Source organism: Pseudonocardia asaccharolytica DSM 44247 = NBRC 16224 (genome assembly GCF_000423625.1).
Taxonomy (GTDB): domain Bacteria; phylum Actinomycetota; class Actinomycetes; order Mycobacteriales; family Pseudonocardiaceae; genus Pseudonocardia; species Pseudonocardia asaccharolytica.
In genome coordinates this window covers 79119-96318 of sequence record NZ_AUII01000010.1, presented here as the reverse complement: position 1 = coordinate 96318, position 17200 = coordinate 79119, and the positions used below count along the sequence as shown (strand labels likewise).

The window sequence follows — 17200 nt, the reverse complement described above, 5'->3', positions numbered from 1 at the left end:
GCGTATGTGCGGCATCTGCTCGATGAGGAGGCCGCAACGCTGACGCTCGAGGAGGCCGCCGAGCAGGCACGCGCCATCGCGGAGCGCTCGTCCGTGACCGCCGATGACGTGGTCGAGGCGATCGGCGAGACGCGCCGGGCGCGCGAATGATCGTCCTGGACACGTCGGCGCTGGTGGAATTCCTGGTCGGCGCGGATGCGCTCGCCGAGCGGGTGCGAGCGGCGTGCGTCGGCGAGCGGTTGGCCGCCCCTCACGCTGTTGACCTCGAATGTGCTTCGACGCTCCGTGGCCTGGTGCGTGGCAAGAAGCTCCCTGCCGACGAGGGGAGACGGGCGCTGCGCCTGTTGGGCGTGATGCCGTTGAGGCGGTTCGACCACGTGCCGCTGGTGCAGCGGATCTGGGAGCTGCGGAAGAACATGTGGCCCTACGACGCGGCGTACGTGGCGCTCGCGGAGTCGCTGGGCGTGGAACTCGTCACCGTCGACGGCAAGCTCACAGGTGTTCCGGGCCTGCGGTGTGAGGTTCGACAGCTTCGCGGTGAGTGACTTTCGTCCCCGATAGGCTGCCGCGGGTGATCTGCGAGCTCTCCGACCGACCGGCCACCGAGGACAAGGGAGGCACCGATGCCCGATGACCATGCCTCGGCCGAGTATCCGAAGGCCGACTTCAGCGGTATCTACGACCGGCCTGACCCCCGGCCGTACTTCGAGACCCTCAAGAGCGTGGACTACCGGATCCCGCAGGAGGGGCTGCCGGTCGTCGCGGCGGTGCTGGGCGCTTCGGCGCGGGCGGGGCGCCCCCGGACCGTCCTCGACGTCTGTTGCTCCTACGGGATCAACGCCGCGTTGCTCCGCTTCGGGGTCGACATGGACGAGATGCGCGCTCACTACACCGATCCGGCGCTGGCCGCGCTGTCGCCCGACGAGCTGGCCGACGCCGACAGGGAGTACTACACGTCTCGGCCGCGCCGGCCCGACCTCACGGTGCTCGGCGTGGACTCCGCGGTGCCCGCGGTCGGCTACGGGGTGCGGGCCGGCCTGATGACCGACGGGTGGGCCGAGGACCTGGAGACGTCCGATCCGTCCCCGGAGCTGGCCGCCGGCGTCCGCGACGTCGGGCTGATCGTCTCGACGGGAGGCGTCGGGTACGTCGGCGCTCCCACCTTCGAACGGCTGCTGCGCGCGATCAGGGATCCGCACGACCTCTGGGCGGCGGTCTTCGTCCTGCGGATCTTCGACTACGACGAGATCACCGAGTTGTTCACGCGCCACGGGCTGGTCACCGAGCGGGTGCCCGGCATGACGTTCCGGCAGCGGCGCTTCGCCGACCGCACCGAGCACGAGGCGGCGGTGAACGAGGTCGTCCGCCGCGGCCTGGACCCGGCCGGGAAGGAGGCGGACGGCTGGTACCACGCCGAATGCTTCATCACCCGGCCGGCGGCCGTGGCCGCGCAGGTCCCGATCGCCGACCTGGTTGCCGCGGTGCGGGCCGGGCTCGCGAACCCTGCGTAGCGGTCCACCCACGAACTATCGATCTTCAGGGGAGCGCCGATGCCGCCCGTCCCACCGCCGGTGGCCCCGGGCACGATCCAGGTCTGGTCGGACCTGTTGTGCCCGTTCGCCTATATCGGACTGCTGCGGCTGCGGCGGGCCCGGGAGCGGCTCGGGGTGGACGTCGGACTCGAGCACCGGACGTTCCCGCTGGAGCTGTTCGACGGCCCGCACCAGCGCCGGGGCACCGACTCGGAGGCCGCCGCGCTCGGCTCGATCGAGCCGGACGCGCACTTCCGGGTGTGGACGGCGCCGGACGACCGTTCCCGCACACGGTGCTGCTCGCCGCGGAGGCGGTGCACGCCGCCGCGCAGCAGGGACCCGGGGCCGCCGAGGAGCTGGACCTCGCGTTGCGGAGCGCGTTCTGGACGCATTCGCGGTCGATCGCGCACCGGGCGGTGATCCTCGACGTCGCCGGTGAGGTGTCCGGGCTCGAGGTGGGCGCGCTCGCCGACGCCCTGGACTCCGGTCGGCACCGTGGCGACGTCATGGGCGACTTCGCGGTCGCCCGGACGGACGCGATCGCCGGCAGCCCGACCTTCCGGCTCCCGGACGGGACAGCGGCGGCGAATCCTGGGATGAAGGTGCACTGGGAGGGCCCGTTCGCGTCCGGGTTCCCGGTGGTCGACGCCGACGACCCGGCGGTGTATCAGGGGCTGCTCCGCCGCGCGGTGTGAGCGCGAGTCGAAGGATCTGCGTTATGGAGCCATGACGCGCTCGGGACGCGGCCGCGAACGACGTCATGGAGCCATAGTGCTCTCCGCCGGCTACTCGGCGGGCAGCTCGTAGTGGAGCTCGTAGCGTTCCCCGACCGCGGTGATGATGTTGATCTCGACGGGCCGGGTGGCGGTATGGGTGATCCGGCGGATCCGGTAGACTGCGGCGCCGACGGGCACGTCGAGCCGGTCTGCCTCGTGCTCGGTGGCCCGGCCGATCCGGACGGTCTCGTCGAAGTGGGTGAGAACGTGGCCGGCCTCCTCGAGGCGGGCGTAGATCCCACCGGGCCCGGTGTCCTCCTGCTCGACGAGGGTCCCGGCGGTGAGGTCCCGGGGCAGTGAGCTGGTGGCGAGCTGGACGGCCTGGTCGTCGGCGAACATGACGCGGTCGCGCACCAGGACCTCGGCTCCGGGTTCGAGGCCCAGCGCCGCGGCGATCTCCTCGCAGGCCGGTTCGATGCGGATCTCGGCCTCGACCCGGGCGGTCCAGCCTCCCGTGTGGGCGTCGGTGTGGAAGGCGCCGCGCCCGGCCACGCGCTCGGCGCGGCTGAGGCGGGTCCGGGCCATCCGCATCACCGGACCGTACCGGCGCACGTACCATCCCGAGCCGGTGACCCCGACGACCAGGCCCTCGGCCCGGAGCGCGTTGATCGCGTTGACGACGGTCTGCGGGGCGACACCGTACCGCTGGGTCAGCCGGCTCCGGCTCGGCAGCCGATCGCCCGGGACGTAGTCACCGCGGGCGATCGCCACCCGCAGGTCGCAGGCGATGTCGCGCCACGTGGTTCGAGCCTCGGCCATGCCGGAACCGTAACCGGCCGTCCCACGGCCGCGACGCACCGAGTCCGACCAGGCCCCTTGCAAGCTGTATGTACAACTGGCATGCTTTGCCCTCTGAGTATTGGTCTGGACATATGGACATGGGGGTGGCGTTGGACATGACACCAGGAATGGACGAGGGGCACGGACTGGCTGCGGTGATCAGCGCCGTCCCCGGGCTGTCCGAGCGACTGCTCGCCGAGCACGTGCCCGGCGCCGACGGCCGGTGCCGGCAGTGCGCGGTCGGGGCGCAGGCCGGTTGGCACCAGTGGCCGTGCCGGCTGCACTGCTACGCCGCCCAGGCCGCCCGGCTCGGCCCTCGTGGCGTCCGGTCCGGCATCCGCAGGTGATCGGCGGTTCCTGCCATGATGGCGACATGAGCACACCGCCCGCCGGTCCCGAGGCCGGGCGGGCCCGGCTGCGGGACCGGGCGCCGACGGCCGGCTCGACGCGGTGTGCGAACGCCACGGCGTCGGCGTCCTGACCGTCTTCGGCAGTGCGGCGCGGGCGACACCGCGGCCCGGGACCTCGACGTCGCGGTGCTCCACCGGCCGGGACACCGGGTCGATCACCTGGCGCTGATCGGGGATCTGCAGCGTGCCGCAGGCGGGGACATCGATCTCATCGATCTCGTGGTGCTGGACGCGGCGGGTCCGGTGCTGCGGGAACGCGCACTCGTCGGCGCGGTGCCGCTCTATGAGCACCGAGCCGGGGAACGGGCCCGTGCCGCGCCGGCGGCGGCACTGAGGCGGATGGACACCGCGTGGATGCGCCGTCTCGAAGCCTCCTCGGAGGAGGATGGTTCGGACGGCCCCGAGCCGGGCCCCAGCGCCCCGGACGACCCCGAGCCGGCCACCGACGGGGAGGCGGGCCTGTTCCGGCCGCCGTGCCCGAGCCCGACGGCCGGGCCGGCATCGAGATCCGGGTGCCGCTCTCGACCCTGCTCGGGCTGGACGAGCGGCCCGGCGAGATTCCGGGCTGGGCCCCGTGCTGCCCGCCACCCGCCCGCGCCGCGGTCGCCTGCCAGCGCCGCGCCGGATGGCGCTTTGCGATCTGCGATCCCGAGGGCTACCTGATCCTGGCCGGGCTCACCCGCCGCCCCCGCTGCTCACGACCTGACGACGTCCTTCACAGCCGGGGCGGCGTGGTCGAGCTCCAGATATCCGCCACCATGCTCGCCGAACTGGCCGGCGCCGCCACCGGCGGTGGCGTCATCGGTGGCATCGTCGACGACTGGGCGCCGGTGATCGCGGACCTGGCCACCCAGTACGCCCACCGCGACGAGTTGCTGCGCGCGCTGACCGATCACCCCCACGCCCGCTTCCCGCATGCCGCGCTTCGTCGCCATCTCGAAATCCGCGACCGCACCTGCGTACACCCCGGCTGCCGCCGTTCCGCCACCCGAGCCGAGCAGGATCACACCGTCGGCCACGCCGTCGGCGGCCCCACCGTGCCCGGCAACCTCGGGCCGCTGCCTCGGCCATCACTCGCTCAAGCACAAGGCCGGATGGCAGGCCGGCCAGCCCGCTCCCGGCCACTCCCGCATCCACAGCCCGCTGGGGCGCATCTACCACACCCGCGGTGAGCCGATCCTCCCCCGGCGCCCGAGCCGATCCCCCGCACCTGCTCCCGGCCCCCGAGCCGGGCCCCGAGGACGATCCGCCCCCCCTTCTGAACCGGTAGGCGGAACCTGGTCAGGCTGCGGCCTCCAGTGCTGCCTTCACCTCGGCGATCGACGGGTTGATGGCGGTCGTGCCGTCCGGGAACAGCACGGTCGGCACGGTCTGGTTGCCGCCGTTGACGCTTTCGACGAAGCGGGCCGCGTCGGCATCCCGCTCGATGTTGATCTCGACATACGGGATGCCGGCCTCGTCGAGCTGGAGCTTGAGCCTGCGGCAGTAGCCGCACCAGTTCGTCGAGTACATCGTCAGCTGCGCCATGTCGGGGTCAACCTCGCCGACCACGGCCACCCTTCCAGGGCCGCCTGTGGCATGAGTCACCGGACCCGCCCCTGCCAAGATGGGGCGGTGACCGCCGACGCCCTGGATGCCCTGGACGACGAGCAGCGGGCCGCGGTGACCGCTCCGCGCGGTCCGGTGTGCGTGCTCGCCGGCGCCGGTACCGGCAAGACGCGCACGATCACCCGGCGGATCGCGCATCTCGTGCGGTCCGGTCACGTCGCGCCCGGTCAGGTTCTCGCCGTGACGTTCACCGCCAGGGCCGCGGGCGAGCTGCGCACCCGGCTGCGCGCCCTGGGCGCCGACGGCGTGCAGGCCCGGACGTTCCACGCCGCCGCGCTGCGCCAGCTGCGCTATTTCTGGCCCCGGGTGGTCGGCGACGAGCCGTGGCAGCTGCTCGAGGGCAAGCTGCGAGTCGTCGGGCAGGCCGCCGCGCGGGCGAAGGCCGGGACCGATCAGGACGCGCTGCGCGACCTTGCGGGCGAGATCGAGTGGGCGAAGGCGAGCCTGATCACTGCGGAGGACTATCCGGCGGCGGTGGTGAAGCGGCACCGCGACGTCCCGGCCCCGGCCGAACAGGTCGCCGCGGTCTACGCGGGCTACGAGACGCTGAAGAACCGGGCCGCAATGCTCGACTTCGACGACCTGCTGCTGCACACCGCAGCCGCGCTGGAGGAGCACGCGAGCGTGGCCCAGGAGTTCCGCGACCGGTACCGCTGCTTCGTTGTCGACGAATACCAGGACGTCACGCCGCTGCAGCAGCGCCTGCTCGACGCCTGGCTCGGCGACCGCGACGATCTCACGGTCGTGGGTGACGCCAACCAGACGATCTACACCTTCGCCGGCGCCACCCCGCGTTACCTGCTCGATTTCCCGCGCCGGTTCCCCGATGCCGTCCTCGTCCGGTTGCAACGCGACTACCGCTCGACCCCGCAGGTCGTGGCCGCCGCGAATACGCTGATCTCCGCCGCGCGCGGGCGAATCGCCGGCTCGCGGCTGCGACTGATCGGCCAGCTCCCGCCCGGCCCCGACCCGGATTTCGCCGAGCACGATGACGAGCCCGCCGAGGCCGCCGCGGTCGCGACGAAGATCAAACGGATGATCGCCGAGGGCACGCCTGCCGCCGAGATCGCGGTGCTCTTCCGGATCAACGCCCAGTCCGAGGCCTACGAGCAGGCCCTCACCGAGGTGGGCGTGCCCTTCCAGGTCCGCGGCGGGGAGCGGTTCTTCGCCCGCCCCGAGGTGCGCCGCGCGGTGAGTGCGCTGCGGGTGGCGGGCCAGGGTCCCGGCGGCGATCTGGTCGCCGCGGTGCGCGCCCTGCTCGCCCCGATCGGGCTGATCGAGGAGCCGCCGCCGGGGGCGAACGCGCGGGCCCAGTGGGAGTCGCTGCTGGCGATCGTCGGGCTGGCCGAGGAACTCGCCGCGGTCCGGCCGGAAACCGACCTCCCACGTTTCGTCGCCGAACTGCAGACCCGTGCCGACGCGGCGCACCCGCCGACCGTCCAGGGCGTCACGCTCGCCTCGCTGCACGCCGCCAAGGGGCTGGAGTGGGACGTCGTGTTCCTCGTCGGGCTGGTCGACGGGACGCTGCCCATCCAGCATGCCGACGGTGACGACGAGGCCGTCGAGGAGGAGCGCAGGCTGCTCTATGTCGGTCTGACCCGCGCCCGCCGGGTTCTCACGCTGTCCTGGGCGCTGGCCCGAAGCCCGGGCCGCGGCCGGTCGCGGCGGCGCAGCCGGTTTCTCTACGGGCTGATCCCGGACCATCACCCGGCCTCGCGCATTCCCGCGTCCCGGTCGGGCGGGGCGAAACCGCGCTGTCGGATCTGCGGCGCACCGCTGATCGGTGCGGCGGCGATGAAGCTGCGCCGCTGCGCCGCCTGTCCGTCGGATGTGGACCTCGAGCTGCTCGACCGGTTGAAGCAGTGGCGGGCCTCGACGGCTAGACAACAGCAGGTCCCGGCCTATGTGGTGTTCACCGACGCCACCTTGACCGCGATCGCCGAGCAGCGCCCCGCCGATCCGGCCGCGCTCGTCGCGATCCCGGGCATCGGGGCCCGCAAGCTCGACCGCTACGGCAGTGCCGTACTCGCACTGGTGACCGACGCGCGATGATTGAGCAAGCAACGAGTTAATTCGGTTGTGCGGTCCGGGGGGCCCTTCTAATGTGTCCTGCGGACCGGATCGGGCCCACTCGGGCCCGTGCTGAGAGTCGGTGGGGAGGTGCCTTCGATGCGGACGATCATGACGATCGGCGGTGTCGGCACCCCCGCGACCCGTGGCGCGTTTGGTGCCCGGGTGCGTGCCGTCCGGGAGATGGCGTACGTCCTCGTCGAGCGCTTCGAGAAGAAGCCCGCGTTGGTGCACCGCCTCGTCAGCCCGATCGTCACCGATAGCACCACAGGTGTGTCCGTTCCCAGGCGTCGATATCGAACGTAGATCGAGACGCTCGCAGGCCGAAGCTCTCGGGCCGCGGAACCCACACCTTGGGTTCCGCGGCCCTTTTGTTTTCCGACCACGTCTCTCACCAGGAGGTTGTGCGGTGCCAGTCCGATCAGCTCCGTTGAACGGCGGAGCGGTCACCCCCGAGGAAACGGGCGGTAACACCGCTCCGGTCTTGGGGAGCCTTCTCGATGCGGCTCCTGCTGCCGGTCTTGAGCTGCCCTGTCGCTCGGGCGACGCAGACCTGTGGTTCGCCGAGTCGCCTGCGCTGTTGGAGCAGGCCAAGGCGCTCTGCGGGAAGTGCCCGATCCGGGCCGAGTGCCTGGCCGGGGCGCTGAGCAGGGAGGAGCCCTGGGGTGTCTGGGGCGGGGAGATCTTCGAGCGGGGCGTGGTGGTCCCACGCAAGCGGCCGCGCGGACGTCCGCGCAAGGTCGACCTCGAACGCGACCGCGCCTACGCGGCCGCCACCGCCTGACGCAGCGCGAGCGGGAGAGAACGTGATGTCGCTTCATGAAGCCATGGCCCGATCGCGACAACGCGAGGCCGAGGAGTACCGGCTGGTCCGCCGCCTCACCGCGGGACGGCTCTGGGCCCGGCTGGGCGGCTACGCCACCCGGCGGGCCCGGCGATCAACTCAGCTGCCCGCGGCCGGGGCCTCGTCCGCGAACAGCTCCGGCTGCCAGTGCCCGACGATCCCGCGCAGCGGAACGTTGGCGTCGAGCTGACACAGGATGCCGAGGGTCCCCAGCGTCACCCGGTGCACCAGCAGGTACTGCGGCGGCAGGTTGAGCGAGCGGCCGGTGTCGAACTCCGGCCTGCGCAGGTCGCCGACGCGTTCGGCCTGGCCGCGCAGCCAGCGGCGGGTGAAATGGAACCGCTCGGTACGCAGCGGCTCGGTGAAGGGGGAGAGGTAGGCCATCGCCTCCTCGGCGGTGATCATCGTGTCCGGCCGGACGAAGCCCTCCTCGCGCATCAGCGCCATCAGCTCCGACGGCCGGATCTCCAGCGCGTACTTCGTCATGATCGTGAGTTCGCGCGGGAGACCCTCGGGCAGACGGGCGACCGCCCCGAAGTCGAGGACCAGCAGCCTGCCGTCGGCAAGGATCTGGAAGTTGCCGGGATGGGGGTCGGCATGCAGGAGCCGGGCCCTGGCCGGCGCGGAGTAGTGGAACTCGGCGAGCAGCGCCGCGGCGGCGTCGCGGTCGTGCTGGCTGCCGTCCCGGATGATCGACGCGAGGGGCCGGCCCATGACCCATTCGCTGACCATCGCCCGGGGCGCCGATGCCACCACCTTCGGCACCCGAACCTTGTCGTCACCGGCGTACACGGCGGCGAAGGCCCGCTGGTTGTCGGCCTCCGTGCGGTAGTCGAGCTCCTCGACCATCCGCTCGCGCAGCTCGTTGATCAGCGGTTTGATCTCCATGCCCGGCGCGAGGGGTTGCAGCAGCCTGCTCATCCGCGACAGCTGGCGCAGATCGGACAGCACCGCCTCCTCGGCACCCGGGTACTGCACCTTCACCGCGACCTCGCGGCCGTCGCGCCAGATCGCGCGATGCACCTGGCCGATGCTGGCCGCGGCGGCAGGGGCCTCGTCGAAGTCCTGGAACCGGGTGCGCCAGCTGCGGCCGAACTGCTCGGCGAGCATCCGGTGCACATCGGCCGGGGGCATCGGCGGGGCGGCCGCCTGGAGCTTGGTGAGGGCCTCGCGGTAGGGCTCGCCGAACTCCTCGGGCACCGCCGCCTCGAACACGCTCAGGGCCTGGCCGAACTTCATCGCGCCACCCTTGAGCTCGCCGAGCACGGCGAACAGGTGCTCGGCGCTGCGGGCCATCATCTGCGCGGAGATATGCTCGCTATCGCCGCCGATCAGGCGCCTGCCCCAGCCCGCGGCGGCCCGGCCCGCCACCCCCAGGGGCAGGCTGGCCAGCTTCGCGGTACGCGCCGCAGTCCGTCGCGGGATCTCGGTCACCTTGCACGCTCCGTCACATCATGATTGTCTCCCGAGCCTCGGTGGGCGCGCATGCGGCGCCGCCCGACAGTGGCAGTCGGGACACACGGCCCATGTCCGGCGGATCAACGTTCCCGCCGCGACGTCCAGCTCCAGCGTCGCGTCGACCGCCGCCGGGGCGACCGGCCCGGCCGCGGGACCGTCCACCGCGGCAAGAGCCTGCGCGGTGGCGAGCCCTGCGGTCGCGACGGCGGTGGGTGGGTCGGCGCCGCCGCGAACCCCGTCGAGCTGGGTCGCGATCGCCGGCCAGCTCGGGTCGTGCTCGGCGCGGCGGCGCTCCAGGCATTCCAGGCACGCCGACCGCCCCGGGAGGACGAGGGGGCCGACGACGCCGCGGCCGTCGCGCAGCCGCACGTGCAGATGTTCCACGCCGGCGGCCGTCAGCGATCGTGCCGTCGCCGGCTCGACGGTCAGCGCGTCGGCGAGCACGATGAGGTCCGGCGCGCTGCGGGCGCGCCGCGTCGTGCGGGTCGCGGGCGCGACCCTGCCCACCGCGGCAGCCGCGGCGGCGGCGCGCGGGCGGCCGATATCGCGGTCGAGGTAGCCGGTGCCCAGATCGGCGGCCGCCACGGTGCCCCCGGCCTGCACCACCACCGTGCCGATACCGGCCAGCCCGAGCCCGTGCGCGATCCCGACCGCGAGCGGTCCGTCCCCGCAGACCCGGACCACCGCGTCCGCGCGCCGCCGCGCCGTCCGCGAGGGGCCCGACGCATCGACGACCACACCCGCGGTGACGAGTTCGATGAGCAGCCCGACCGCAGCGCTCTGGTCGGCGCCGGCCCGGACCGCCCTGCTCAGCAGGGCGTCGCGGGCAACGGGGACCGTCAGCTCGTCGAGCAGCGCAGCGAGCGGGGCGGACAGCTCCTCGACGACGACGCCGCGCGCCGGGTCGAGCCCGATCACCCGGCTGCCGGCGCCGCAGTGCAGCAGTGTGCGGTGCGGCGCCAGCGTCAGCTCGGCGGGGAGGTGGGCGGCGGGGTCGTCGGGCATGCCACCGATGTTGGTGGGTCGTCAGGAACGATGTGGATACCTGTCCACAGGTCGGTCTCGAACCCTGTGGACAACTGGTGTTGTGTGAAGGGGCGGCGGCGCGATCATTTCGGGCCTACTCTGAGCATATGGCGCGTCCTGCGGTCGTCGAGGTCAGAAGGAGCGAGCGGCGGCGCCGGATGGTGAGCGCGCGACGTGAAGGCGACACCGTCATCGTGTTCATCCCGGGTTGGATGAGCGAGTCCGAGGAACTGCGCTGGGTGGACGAGATGGTCCGCAGACTGGAGCGCAGCGAGGCCCGGCGCCGTTCGCCCGCGCGCGCCGGCAACGAGGCGTTGCTCCGGCGCAGCCGGGAACTCGCCCGTCGCTATCTCGACGGCCTCGCGGAGCCGATGACGGTGCGCTGGGTCGCCCCGATGCGTACCCGATGGGCGTCGTGCACCCCGGTGGACGGGACGATCCGGGTGAGCGAGCGGCTGCGGGACGCCCCCGGCTGGGTCGTCGACTACGTGCTGGTCCACGAACTGGCGCACCTGCTGGCCCCCGGGCACGACGACTACTTCTGGTCGCTGGTACAGCGCTACCCGCGCACCGAGCGGGCCATCGGTTACCTCGAGGGGCTCTCGGCCGCAGCCGGGCTCGGCCTGCTCGCGCCGGACGGCGACGGGCCGGGTCCCGACGTGGACGGCGCCGACGGGATCGACGACGCCGACGAGATCGACGACGAGGCCGCGGGCTGAGCCGGGTCAGGCGTCCGGACGGTCCGGATCGTCGCCCGATCGTTTCGGCTGGTCCGACTCCGGATTCTCGGCCTGCTCGGACTGCGCCGCCCGGCGTTCCTCGCCCGCCTTCTTGGCGGCGTCCATCGCCTCGTCGGCGCGCACCTGCCGCTCGATCTCCGCGATCGGGTCGATGTCGTCGACGCGGTTGACGAAACCGGCCGGATCGTCGAGGTCCTCGGCCGTCGGAACCAGGTCCGGGTGAGCCCACAGCGAGTCGCGCCCGACGATCCCGCGCTGCTCGCCGAGCAACCGCCACAGCTCGGCGGCGGCGCGCAGCTTCCGCGGCCGCAGCTCCAGCCCGACGATCGTGGCGAAGGCCTGTTCGGCGGGCCCGCCGGAGGCCCGGCGGCGGCGCAGCGTCTCGCGCAGCGCCTCGGCGCCGGGCAGCCGCTCGCGCACGGCGTCGGCCACGACGGCGTCCACCCAGCCCTCGATCAGCGCGAGCAGCGTCTCGAGCCGGGCCAGCGCCGCTTTCTGGGCGGGCGTGGTCTGCGGCTCGAACATCCCGGACTGCATGGCCTCCTGGATCGACGCCGGATTCGCCGGGTCGATCTGGCCGGCCAGCTCCTCGATCCGCGAGGTGTCCACCGTGATGCCTCGCGCGTACTCCTCGACCGAGCCGAGCAGCCGCTCGCGCAGCCAGCCGACGTGCGCGAACAGCCGCTGGTGCGCGGCCTCCCGGGTGGCGAGGAAGATCATGACCTCACTGGCCGGACGATCCAGCCCGGCGGTGAACTTCTCGATGGCCTCGGGCAGCAGCGCCGCGGTGCGCTCCGGCCCGACCGGAACGCCGATATCGGTGGAGGTCAGGACCTCGGCGGCGAGCTGGGACAGCCCGCTGCCCAGCTGGCTGCCGAAGGCGAGCCCACCCATCTGGCCGAGCATCGCGAGCATCGGACCCGCGGCCGCGCGCGCCGGTTCGGGCAGCGCCTCGACCCATGCGCCGGCCACCCGCTGGGCAACCGGGTCGCACAGCCGCTTCCAGGTGGGCATGCTCGCCTTCACCCAGTCGATCGCGGTCCAGGCCTGGGTTTCGGTGGCACCGACCGGGAACTCCGTTGCCGGGTTCAGCCACAGCTCGGCGAGCTGCACCGCATCGGCAACGGCCTTGCGCTGGTCGGGGGTCAGGGAGGAGGTTGTCTGCGCGAGCTGCTGGGTGGCCAGCTGCCCGGCGAGTTCGTAGTTGACCGGTCCGCCGCCGGACGAACCGGCGTGGCTGAGCATCTGGCCGAGCTGGGTCAGCATCTGACCGAGCTGGCTCACGTCGAAGCCGCCGGCACCGCCGGGGGGCATGCCGGGGAACCCGGGAATGCCGCCGGGGGGCATGCCGGGTAGGTCGCCGAAACCGAAGGGGTCCTCCGGGCCATGGCCGCCGCCCTTGCCGGGACGGTCCTCGTCACGGTTCCCCCTGTCCTTGTCGGGGTCGCGGTCGGCGGGTCCGAACCCGAACGGGGTATCGCTCATACGACTACGGTACGCGGGCCTGCCGGCACGCGGTGGGGGCCACGACGAGATCCGGCCGGGGCTGTTCGGGTCTCAGCAACCGCCCGGCGAGTGGCCGTCGCGAAGTGCCTCCAGATCGGCGACGGCGTCGGCCAGGTCGTCCACCCGCACCAGCTCGAGGCCGTCGGGCGTCGTCGAGCGGGCCTCCGCGCAGTTCTCGGCGGGCACCAGGAACACGGTCGCGCCCGCGTCGCGGGCGGCCTTCGTCTTGAACGGAATTCCCCGGATCGGCTGCACGACGCCGTCGGACCGGATCGCGCCGGTGCCCGCGATGAACCGGCCCCCGGTGAGCTCGCCGGGGGTCAGCTTGTCGACCACGGCCAGCGCGAAGATCAGCCCAGCCGACGGGCCGCCGATATCGGCCAGCGAGATCGTGATCTCGTCGTCGGCCGCTGGCCGCGCGATCGGGGACACCCCGAGCAGGCCCTGCGGGCCGTCGGGCCGGGTACCGAGGGTGACCGTCACCTCCCGCGGCGCCGCGTCGTCGCTGCGCACCCGCACCGAGACCGGCTGGCCGGGTCGGGTGTCGGCGAGCGCCGCGTGCAGATCGTCGATCGACTGCAGGGGTCGGCCCGCCACCTCGATCAGCTCGTCCCCGACCGCGAGGAGCCCCGCCGCGGGCGAACCGTCCGGCACCGCGCCGACGACCACCCTCGTCGGCAGCCGCAGGAAGTCCAGCGCGGCCGCCTCGGCGTTGGCCTGCGAGTCCAGAAACTGCCTGCGGTTCTCCTCGTTGACCTGCTGCGGTGTCTCCCCGGGCGGGTAGACGGTGTGGCGGGGGGCCAGCTGATGATCGCTGGAGGCCCACAGCCGGACGGCGTCGAACATGGTCAGGTCGTCGATGACCCCGACCGTGGTCATGTTGAGGTTGCCGGACGTGGGATAGGTCGGCAGCGTCCTGATACTGACGATCGGTTCGCCGTCGACCATGCCGAGGGTGTTGAACGTCGGCCCGAGGCCCAGCGCCACCAGCGGGACCCGGACCGTGGTGCCGAGCACTCCGATGCCCAACAGCAGTACGATCCCCACCACCAGGGTCCTTCTGCGACGGCTCACGGCTCGTTACGGTACGGGCGGCGGGGGAATCGACAGCCGACCGGGCGCGGGAACTCCGCACAGCCTCCGTAGAGTTGGTACGGCAGGACGCGCCATGGGCCGGCTGCCGTGACGACGACGTGTCGACTCAGCTCCGGAACGACGCAGGGCGTCCCGGCCGGATCGACCCCCGACGTCAGGAGTGTGACTGTGGCCATGCCCACCCCGGTGGGATCCCACTCGCTGTCCCGTCGCACCCGGATTCTGCTCATCGTCGCCGGTGTGCTCGTGGTGTTGCTGCTGGGCGGCTCGAGGCTGATCGACTTCTACGTCACCTGGCAGTGGTTCGGCGAGGCCGGCTTCCGTGGCGTGTTCACCACGGTGCTGTTCACCAGGATCGTGCAGTTCCTGCTGGCGGGCCTGCTCGTCGGCGGCCTCGTCGCGGTGATGCTGTGGCTGGGCTATCGCTTCCGTCCGGTGTTCGTGCCGGTGAGCGGTCCCGAGGATCCGATCGCCCGCTACCGCACGGTGATCATCCAGCGGCTGCGGCTGTTCGCGATCGGCATCCCGATCGCGGTCGGGATCATCGCGGGGCTCACCGCGCTGGGCGACTGGCAGACCGTGCAGATGTTCCTGCACGCAACCCCGTTCGGGATCACGGACCCCGAGTTCGGCAAGGACGTCAGCTTCTACGCGTTCACGCTGCCGTTCTATCGAATGCTGCTGAGCTGGTTCATGGTCGTGGTCGCGATCAGCTTCGTGGTCGCGCTGGTCACGAACTACCTGTTCGGCGGCATCCGGCTGGCCGGCCGGTCCGCCCAGGTCTCGAACGCGGCCCGCGCCCAACTCGCCGTCCTGGCCGGGGTGTTCGTGCTGCTCAAGGCCGTCGCCTACTACCTCGACCGCTACGAACTGCTGTTCTCCACGCGCAACGACAACTTCACCGGCGCCACCTACACCGACCTCAACGCGGTGATGCCGGCCAAGCTGATCCTGCTGTTCATCTCGCTGATCTGCGCGGCGGCGTTCTTCGCGGCGGTGTTCCGGCGCAACCTGCAACTGCCGGGGATCGCGGTGGTGCTGCTGGTGCTCTCCAGCGTGCTGATCGGGGCGGCGTGGCCCGCGGTGCTGCAGCAGTTCGTCGTGGCGCCCAACGCGAACGAGCGCGAGGCCCCGTCCATCTCGCGTAATATCGAGGCGACCCGGCAGGCCTTCGGGCTCACCGGCGACAAGGTCGCGATCGAGCCCTACAGCGGCACCTCGACGGCCACCCCGGCGGCGGTGCGCGCTGACACCTCGACCATCCCCAACATCCGGCTGCTCGACCCCAACAAGCTGGCCAAGACGTTCACCCAGCTGCAGCAGCGGCGCAACTTCTACGGCTTCCCGGACAAGCTCGACATCGACCGCTACACGGTCGACGGGCAGAAGCAGGACTACGTGGTCGCCGCCCGCGAGCTCGACAGCAGCGCGCTGGTCGGGAACCAGACGGACTGGATCAACAAACACCTCGTCTACACCCACGGCAACGGGTTCGTGGCCGCTCCGGCGAACCAGGTGAACGCCGCGCTGGAGGACACCGGCGGCCAGGGCGGGCTGCCCAAGTTCACCGTGAGCGACACGTCGACCGAGGGCGCGATCCCGGTCAGCGAGCCCCGGATCTACTACGGCGAGAAGATCACCGCCTACTCGATCGTCGGGGCGGAACCGGGTGAGGCGCCCCGCGAGTACGACACCGACTCGCAGCAGTACACCTACACCGGAAGCGGTGGTGTCCCGATCGGCAACCTGTTCGACCGGCTGGTCTTCTCGTTGTACTACGGCGAGCGGAACATCCTGTTCAACAGCTCGATCAACTCCGAATCGAAGATCATGTACAACCGTGATCCGCGTGAGCGGGTCGAGGCCGTGGCGCCGTGGCTGACCGCGGACGGCGACCCGTACCCCGCGGTGATCGACGGCAAGATCATGTGGATCGTCGACGGGTACACGACGCTGAAGAACTACCCGTACGCGCAGAAGGTCCCGCTCGGCGAGACCACCAGGGACAGCATCCAGAGCGGGGTGCAGCGGCTGCCCGATACCGACGTCAGCTATCTGCGCAACTCGGTGAAGGCCACGGTCGACGCCTACAACGGCACGGTCACGCTCTACGCCTTCGACGAGAAGGATCCGGTGCTGCAGACCTGGATGAAGACCTTCCCCGGTGTGGTCGAGCCGGCTTCGGACATCAGCAAGGAGTTGCGCGAGCACTTCCGGTACCCCGAGGACCAGTTCAAGGTCCAGCGCGAACTGCTGACCCGCTACCACGTCGACAACCCCGGCGAGTTCTTCTCGACGGTGTCGTTCTGGGACGTGCCGTCCGACCCGACCGTGCAGGGCAACACCGGGGCGGGGCAGGCCGCGCAGCCGCCGTACTACATGCTCTCCGGGCTGCCCGGTGAGGACGGCGCGACCTTCCAGCTCACCAGCGCGCTGGTGAGCCTGCGACGGCAGTTCATGGCCGCCTACATGTCGGCGAGCTCCGAACCCGAGACATACGGCCAGATCACGGTGCTGCAGCTACCCGCGGAGACCCAGACCCTGGGCCCACAGCAGGTGCAGGCCCAGTTCCTCGGCTCGCCGAACGTGTCACAGGAGCTGAACCTGTTGCGGCAGAACCAGACGACGATCGACTACGGCAACCTGCTCACGCTGCCCGTGGCCGGTGGGCTGCTCTATGTCGAGCCGGTCTACATCGAACGCGCCGGGCAGGAGGCGTCATATCCGCAGCTGGCGCGGGTGCTGGTCTCCTACGGCGGCAAGGTGGGCTACAGCGCCAACCTGTCGACCGCGCTGGACCAGGTCTTCGGCGCCGGCGCCGGAGCCGGTGCGACGCAGACCGGTCAGGGCGCCCCGCCGCCGGACCCCGGGACGGCGCAGACTCCGGCCGCGCCTGGGGCGGGTACGCCCAATCCGCAGGTGGCCGCCGCGGCGGGAGAGATCCAGTCGGCGATCGACCAACTCAAGGCCGCCCAGCAGTCCGGCGACTTCGCCGCCCAGGGTGATGCGCTCGCCGCGCTCGACGCCGCGGTCAAGAAGTTCCAGGCGGCGGAGGCGGCGCAGCCCGCTCCGGCGCCGGGCGGCTGAGCCCATATCCATGATCGGCGGTTGGGAATCAGGAGCCGCGGGAATCGCGGTTCGCGGCTCCCAACCGCCGATCACGAAGGGGGGGACCCCCCCGGCGGCGGGCAGTTTGCGGGGGTGGTAAAGTTCAAGGCACAACAGCAACGCGGGGTGGAGCAGCTCGGTAGCTCGCTGGGCTCATAACCCAGAGGTCGTAGGTTCGAATCCTACCCCCGCTACCACGCGGAAGGCCCCGGACCATCGGTCCGGGGCCTTCCGCCATGCCTCGCGC

At 71.8% G+C, this 17200-nt stretch carries 17 protein-coding genes and 1 tRNA gene; 12 read left to right on the top strand and 6 right to left on the bottom strand.

Going from position 1 to position 17200, the window contains the following annotated elements; all coding sequences use genetic code 11:
• The first annotated feature begins 6 nt into the window (after positions 1-6).
• The 4 genes from G567_RS0113360 to G567_RS35495 all read left to right on the top strand — a co-directional run bounded on the left by G567_RS0113360 (position 7) and on the right by G567_RS35495 (position 2227).
• Entirely contained in the window at positions 7-150 is a 144-nt protein-coding gene (locus G567_RS0113360; RefSeq protein ID WP_245585645.1) for a hypothetical protein, read from the top strand.
• Entirely contained in the window at positions 147-545 is a 399-nt protein-coding gene (locus G567_RS0113355; RefSeq protein ID WP_028930391.1) for a type II toxin-antitoxin system VapC family toxin, read from the top strand. The genes G567_RS0113360 and G567_RS0113355 overlap by 4 nt, the downstream gene beginning before the upstream one ends.
• A 78-nt stretch (positions 546-623) precedes the next feature.
• Positions 624-1511, top strand: coding sequence for a hypothetical protein (locus G567_RS0113350; RefSeq protein WP_028930390.1), 888 nt, complete (start codon positions 624-626; stop codon positions 1509-1511).
• A 281-nt stretch (positions 1512-1792) separates the two neighbouring features.
• Complete coding sequence (locus tag G567_RS35495) at positions 1793-2227, top strand: DsbA family oxidoreductase (protein ID WP_211223912.1); 435 nt, start codon at positions 1793-1795, stop codon at positions 2225-2227.
• 90 nt (positions 2228-2317) lie between these two features.
• Here the strand turns inward: G567_RS35495 and G567_RS0113340 are convergent, their stop codons facing one another.
• On the bottom strand, positions 2318-3067 hold the full coding sequence (locus tag G567_RS0113340) for a GntR family transcriptional regulator (protein ID WP_028930389.1): 750 nt from the start codon (positions 3065-3067) through the stop codon (positions 2318-2320).
• A gap of 113 nt (positions 3068-3180) precedes the next feature.
• Between G567_RS0113340 and G567_RS0113335 the strand changes: the two genes are divergently transcribed.
• Both G567_RS0113335 and G567_RS0113325 read left to right on the top strand, forming a co-directional pair.
• Positions 3181-3435 carry a hypothetical protein gene (locus tag G567_RS0113335; RefSeq protein ID WP_147201088.1) on the top strand — a complete coding sequence of 85 codons (255 nt, stop codon included), beginning with the start codon at positions 3181-3183 and terminating at the stop codon, positions 3433-3435.
• 536 nt (positions 3436-3971) lie between these two features.
• A complete protein-coding gene (locus tag G567_RS0113325) occupies positions 3972-4670 on the top strand; it encodes an HNH endonuclease signature motif containing protein (protein WP_028930387.1) in 699 nt (232 codons plus the stop codon).
• Between the two features lie 109 nt (positions 4671-4779).
• Here G567_RS0113325 and G567_RS0113320 read toward each other — a convergent pair whose 3' ends face one another.
• Positions 4780-5025 carry a mycoredoxin gene (locus G567_RS0113320; protein WP_028930386.1) on the bottom strand — a complete coding sequence of 82 codons (246 nt, stop codon included), beginning with the start codon at positions 5023-5025 and terminating at the stop codon, positions 4780-4782.
• A gap of 51 nt (positions 5026-5076) precedes the next feature.
• Here G567_RS0113320 and G567_RS0113315 point away from each other — a divergent pair, with 51 nt between their 5' ends.
• From G567_RS0113315 to G567_RS28640, 3 genes are all read left to right on the top strand, one after another.
• Positions 5077-7158, top strand: a complete 2082-nt coding sequence (locus G567_RS0113315) for an ATP-dependent DNA helicase UvrD2 (protein ID WP_051232943.1) — start codon at positions 5077-5079, stop codon at positions 7156-7158.
• 117 nt (positions 7159-7275) lie between these two features.
• Positions 7276-7482 carry a hypothetical protein gene (locus tag G567_RS0113310; protein ID WP_028930384.1) on the top strand — a complete coding sequence of 69 codons (207 nt, stop codon included), beginning with the start codon at positions 7276-7278 and terminating at the stop codon, positions 7480-7482.
• Positions 7483-7660: 178 nt separating this feature from the next.
• A complete protein-coding gene (locus G567_RS28640; RefSeq protein ID WP_051232941.1) occupies positions 7661-7960 on the top strand; it encodes a WhiB family transcriptional regulator in 300 nt (99 codons plus the stop codon).
• Positions 7961-8119: 159 nt separating this feature from the next.
• Here G567_RS28640 and G567_RS0113300 read toward each other — a convergent pair whose 3' ends face one another.
• Positions 8120-9454, bottom strand: a complete 1335-nt coding sequence (locus G567_RS0113300) for an ABC1 kinase family protein (RefSeq protein ID WP_028930383.1) — start codon at positions 9452-9454, stop codon at positions 8120-8122.
• An 18-nt stretch (positions 9455-9472) separates the two neighbouring features.
• A complete protein-coding gene (locus G567_RS28635) occupies positions 9473-10483 on the bottom strand; it encodes a TOMM precursor leader peptide-binding protein (RefSeq protein WP_051232939.1) in 1011 nt (336 codons plus the stop codon).
• A gap of 128 nt (positions 10484-10611) precedes the next feature.
• Between G567_RS28635 and G567_RS28630 the strand changes: the two genes are divergently transcribed.
• A complete protein-coding gene (locus G567_RS28630; protein ID WP_084796117.1) occupies positions 10612-11223 on the top strand; it encodes a M48 metallopeptidase family protein in 612 nt (203 codons plus the stop codon).
• Positions 11224-11229: 6 nt separating this feature from the next.
• Here the strand turns inward: G567_RS28630 and G567_RS28625 are convergent, their stop codons facing one another.
• Both G567_RS28625 and G567_RS0113280 read right to left on the bottom strand, forming a co-directional pair.
• Positions 11230-12729: a zinc-dependent metalloprotease gene (locus G567_RS28625; protein WP_051232936.1), complete on the bottom strand. Its 1500-nt coding sequence runs from the start codon at positions 12727-12729 to the stop codon at positions 11230-11232.
• Positions 12730-12801: 72 nt separating this feature from the next.
• The gene (locus G567_RS0113280; RefSeq protein WP_245585644.1) at positions 12802-13797 is read right to left on the bottom strand and encodes a YlbL family protein; all 996 of its coding nucleotides are present in this window, start codon (positions 13795-13797) and stop codon (positions 12802-12804) included.
• Between the two features lie 222 nt (positions 13798-14019).
• On the opposite strand from G567_RS0113280, the gene G567_RS0113275 reads away from it, so the two are divergent.
• Together G567_RS0113275 and G567_RS0113270 are read left to right on the top strand one after the other, a co-directional pair.
• Positions 14020-16932: a UPF0182 family protein gene (locus tag G567_RS0113275; protein ID WP_037057149.1), complete on the top strand. Its 2913-nt coding sequence runs from the start codon at positions 14020-14022 to the stop codon at positions 16930-16932.
• Between the two features lie 141 nt (positions 16933-17073).
• A tRNA-Met gene (locus G567_RS0113270) sits at positions 17074-17150 on the top strand.
• Positions 17151-17200 lie beyond the last annotated feature (50 nt).